4 protein-coding genes are annotated in these 4,214 nt (G+C 55.0%); all 4 read right to left on the bottom strand.

The genetic code is table 11. The features are described 5' to 3' along the window. Positions 1 to 194: 194 nt before the first annotated feature. Complete coding sequence (locus R6U41_RS09285; RefSeq protein WP_410269558.1) at positions 195 to 1,046, bottom strand: shikimate dehydrogenase; 852 nt, start codon at positions 1,044 to 1,046, stop codon at positions 195 to 197. After that, a complete protein-coding gene (locus R6U41_RS09280; protein WP_410269557.1) occupies positions 1,046 to 2,041 on the bottom strand; it encodes a 3-dehydroquinate synthase II in 996 nt (331 codons plus the stop codon). The genes R6U41_RS09285 and R6U41_RS09280 overlap by 1 nt, the downstream gene beginning before the upstream one ends. A gap of 31 nt (positions 2,042 to 2,072) precedes the next feature. Next, a complete protein-coding gene (locus R6U41_RS09275; RefSeq protein WP_410269556.1) occupies positions 2,073 to 2,876 on the bottom strand; it encodes a 2-amino-3,7-dideoxy-D-threo-hept-6-ulosonate synthase in 804 nt (267 codons plus the stop codon). Positions 2,877 to 3,583: 707 nt separating this feature from the next. Beyond that, positions 3,584 to 4,081, bottom strand: a complete 498-nt coding sequence (locus R6U41_RS09270) for a bifunctional nuclease family protein (protein ID WP_410269555.1) — start codon at positions 4,079 to 4,081, stop codon at positions 3,584 to 3,586. Between the last annotated feature and the right edge of the window lie 133 nt (positions 4,082 to 4,214).

Below are 4,214 nucleotides of genomic sequence, written 5' to 3'. Positions count from 1 at the left end.
TGTTTTGTGAACCTGACTTAATATGGTCCATAAACAGGTCAATTGTCAACAGGGTTTGATGACACCGTAAAAATCCAATATCTGCGTTACGCGCGATTTCTCAGAATTTCACGTACGGCTAAGTACGTTGCATTCTTCGAAATCGCGCAAGCCTTGATCTTGAATTTTTTACGGCGCCATCTGAAAACCGACTTTTACAAGACCATCAAGTTTAAGGCGTCATAAACTGCCTGGCGCATCCGGGCGACCGGTGGTGTGCGGCCCGTCCAGAGGGCAAACTGGCGGGCGCCCTGGTAAACAAACATCCCCACCCCGTCGATCACTGTGCACCCGCATTGCCTGGCTTTCTTCAGCAGGCGGGTTTCCAGGGGATTGTAGACAATATCCATGACCACCAAGCCCGGGTGCAAAACAGATTCGGATACGGCCATGGCCTGTGTTTCCGGATGCATACCCACGGGCGTGGTGTTGACCAGGATGTCAAACCGGCTGTTTTCCAGATCCGCTATTGGCACAAATTCACCCCCCAGGTCTTGGGCCATGTGCTTGGCCTTTTGTTCCGTGCGGTTGGCGAAAATCACCCGGGTATCGCCCCGGCCGCAGAGCCCGTGACCCACAGCCCGGGCCGCGCCTCCGGCGCCGAGCACCACAACGGTTTTGCCGGAAAGCCCGGTATGTTCCAGCAGCGCCTGCACTGCCCCCTCGCCGTCGGTGTTATGGCCGATGAGCCGGCCGCGGTCGTTTACAATGGTGTTGACCGCACCGATTTCCCGGGCCTGATCATGGATTTCATCCAGATAAGCCATTACAGCCACCTTGTGGGGAATGGTTACGCTCATGCCGCATATGCCCAAAGCCCGGATCCCGGCTGCTGCACCGGCTGGATCCGTGACATCAAAGGCCGCATATACTCCTGGATACCCGATTTCGGCAAAAGCCTTATTGTGCATGACCGGGCTTTTGCTGTGGGCCACCGGGTGTCCCATAACCCCGTAGACTTTAGTGGCTGCGTCAATTGAAACCGGATGTCCAAATGCCTGGGTCATTATTTCTCCGTGATGGTTTCATCGATTTTCATGCCAAAATGCCGCCCGGAATCCTCGGTTGCCGCAAGCACCCGGTCGCCGGCCTTTAACACGGCAACGGACACGGGTTTGCCGTCCGGATCCGTGAGCCGGATGGTTTCCGCGTTCTGCAGGATGGTGGTGATCTCGTGGTCGCCGATTTTTGCCCTTACCAGCATCAAGGGCCGCTTTTCAATCTTGAGCCGGCCCACAACACCAACCGAGGTGTTTCCCTGGAAATCCACGATCACCACCTCATCGCCTGCAGCCAGCTCGGACAGATACCGGGTCTTTCCCCCGGGCACCCGGGTATAGGCGTGCACCGGCCCGGCATTGACCCGAAACGGGCGCGGGGCCACATACGGGTTGGAGATGCTTTCAGCATGCACCAGAAACAGGGCCGAACTGCTGTTTCCCACCAGCATGCCCTGGCCCGGGGCCATTTCCGTGCAGGTGTCTACACAGACCCGGTCGCCCATTCCCACGGGCCGCAGTTCCGTGATTTCTGCGGTTTCCAGGCCGATGGCCTCGGTCTGGCCGGTGAGCAAGGAAAGGGCCTTTTTGAGGTCTGCGGCGTTTTCGGGCACATACAGGATGTGATCCACGCCCTTTTCAAGAATGGCAAATGCGGTTTGGGCCTCGGTGAGGCTCTGCACCTCAGCGATCACCTTTGCCCCCCGGGCAATGAGATTTTCCAGGGGAATCACGGTCCAGTCCGTGCAGGTGAGAATCACCTGGCGGTCCCGGGCCAGTTGGGCGATCTCTTCTTCGTCTTCTCCGCTGCAGACTGTATAATACACCACATCCTTGCCGATCTGCAAATCCCCGTCTTCGGAAATGGTCAGAATCCGGCCCAGGGACCTGGCCTGGTCTGCATATCCTTCAGGGATGACCACCCCGTCTGCGCCCCCTTCAAGGGCGGTGGTCACAAGGTCCTTGTCCCAGGGATCGACTTTGACCCAGATGGTTTTTTTCATGGCTTCTAACGCCCCCTTTCCAAAATGGTTTCTATGCCTTGCCCAGCACGGCCAGGGCCTCTTCCACGGTGGCGTCATGAAAGATGATGGTAGCCATGGCCTGAATCAGCTTTGCGGGCGATGCGTGCTGAAACACGTTTCTGCCGATGGACACCCCGGCGCCGCCGGCCTCCACAGAGCTTCTCACCATTTCCAGGATATCGCGATCAGAATCCATTTTCGCGCCCCCGGCAATGATCACCGGCACGGTGGAACCGTCCACCACTTCACGAAAAGACTCGATGGAGCCGGTGTAAGAGACCTTGACAATATCTGCGCCCATTTCACATCCCACCCGGGCGGCATGTTTGACCACAGAGACGTCGTATTCGTCGCTGATCTTCTCGCCCCGGGGGTAAACCATGGCCAGAAGCGGCAGGCCCCAGGTACGGGCCTCTGCGGCCACCCGGCCGAAATCGTTTAGCATTTCCTTTTCCTGGTGATCGCCGATGTTGACATGGATGGACACGGCATCCGCGCCCAGCTTGATGGCCTCTTCCACGCTGCAGACCAGTGTCTTGGAATGGGGAAAAGGAGACAGGCTCGTGGAGGCCGACAGGTGCACGATCAGGCCGATGTCCGAGCCCCCCCGGCGGTGGCCTGCGCCCACAAGCCCCTTGTGCTCCACAATGGCGTTGGCCCCGGCCTCGGCCACGGTGGCCACGGCGCTTTTGATGTCCTTGATCCCGTCAATGGGCCCCACCGACACCCCGTGGTCCATGGGCACGATAATGGTGCGGCCTGAATTTCTGTCCATGATGCGTTCCATGCGGATTTGCTTGCCGATAATCGTCATGACTGCGTCCTCCTTTGAAAAAATGATGATTTTTTGTCCGGCCGGCAGATGCGCCGGAAAACAAAAAAAGGCCATGAAGGAATGTTTTCCCCACGGCCTTTTTGCACAAAAAAAGCCGCGGGCAGTTTCGGGTCTGCCCGCGGCTTTTAAACGATTTTTGTTATCAAACTCGCATCAGCGCGCTGCCGGCAGACCCGTGGCGTAAAAATAAAAATAATAGCCGTAATAAAACCAGGTCCTGCCGGTGTATGTGTCTGCCATGCGAATTTCTTTCTATGGTTTCAATTCATGATGGCACCGTAAAAAGTTCAATATCTGCGTTACGCGCAATTTCTCAGAATTTCACGTACGGATAATTACGCTGCATTCTTCGAAATTGCGCAAGCCTTGATCTTGAACTTTTTACGGCGCCATCTAAAAACTTACTTTTTACGAAACAATCAATTCATAAAAATACTGTGCCTGCGGGACAACAATCTTTCTGATTCAAAACTCATTGTCAAGCTTTTTTTTTAATGGTGCCGGAAAAAGTCCAATATCTGCGTTACGCGCAATTTCTCAGAATTTCACGTACGGATAAGTACGCTGCATTCTTCGAAATTGCGCAAGCCTTGATCTTTTTGCGGCACCATCTATAATCAGACGTTTTACGTGTGCATCGTACTTAAAACTTAACACTGTCTGTAAAAAGACGTTTTACAGACTCATCAGACCTTGTATTTGCCGAAATCCTCCGGCGACAAATTCTGTAGATATTCGGCCCATTTCTGGCCCTGATCGCTGTGGTCGGCCACCTCGTATTCGCCGTTTTTAACCTTGAGATGCTGCACCACCGTGTCATCCACGTAAATGTCGGCCTTCAGGCGCAGGGCCAGGGCAATGGCATCGCTGGGCCGGGCATCCACCACAAATTCACCGTCCTTTGCGTTGCACAGGATTTTGGCGTAAAAGGTGTTTTCCCGCAAATCGCAGACCTCGATGCGGGGCACACTGACACCGGCCTGCTCGATGAAGTTGCGGAACAAATCATGGGTCATGGGCCGGTCAAATTCAATGTTCTGCAGCACAGAAGCGATTGCTGCGGCCTCCATCAACCCGATCCAGATGGGTACGGAAAACTCTTCATCCTTTGAGTTCAATATCAGTATGGGCGCGTTGGAAGACGGATCAACGGCCAGTCCAGCCACTGTCATTTCATGCAGCATGGGTTTTTCCTCCCTTGGTTATGGCACCCGCCACCGGCGCCTCAGGCATTGGCATGGCCCCCTTCAACGAATTGGCGCACGCCCTTTCAATGACCACATCAACTAAACTTCCCACCAGTTTTTCCGGGCTGCC

It is taken from the genome of Desulfosalsimonas sp. (assembly GCF_046483245.1).
Classification (GTDB): domain Bacteria; phylum Desulfobacterota; class Desulfobacteria; order Desulfobacterales; family Desulfosalsimonadaceae; genus Desulfosalsimonas.
This window is presented reverse-complemented; position numbering and strand designations above follow the sequence as displayed.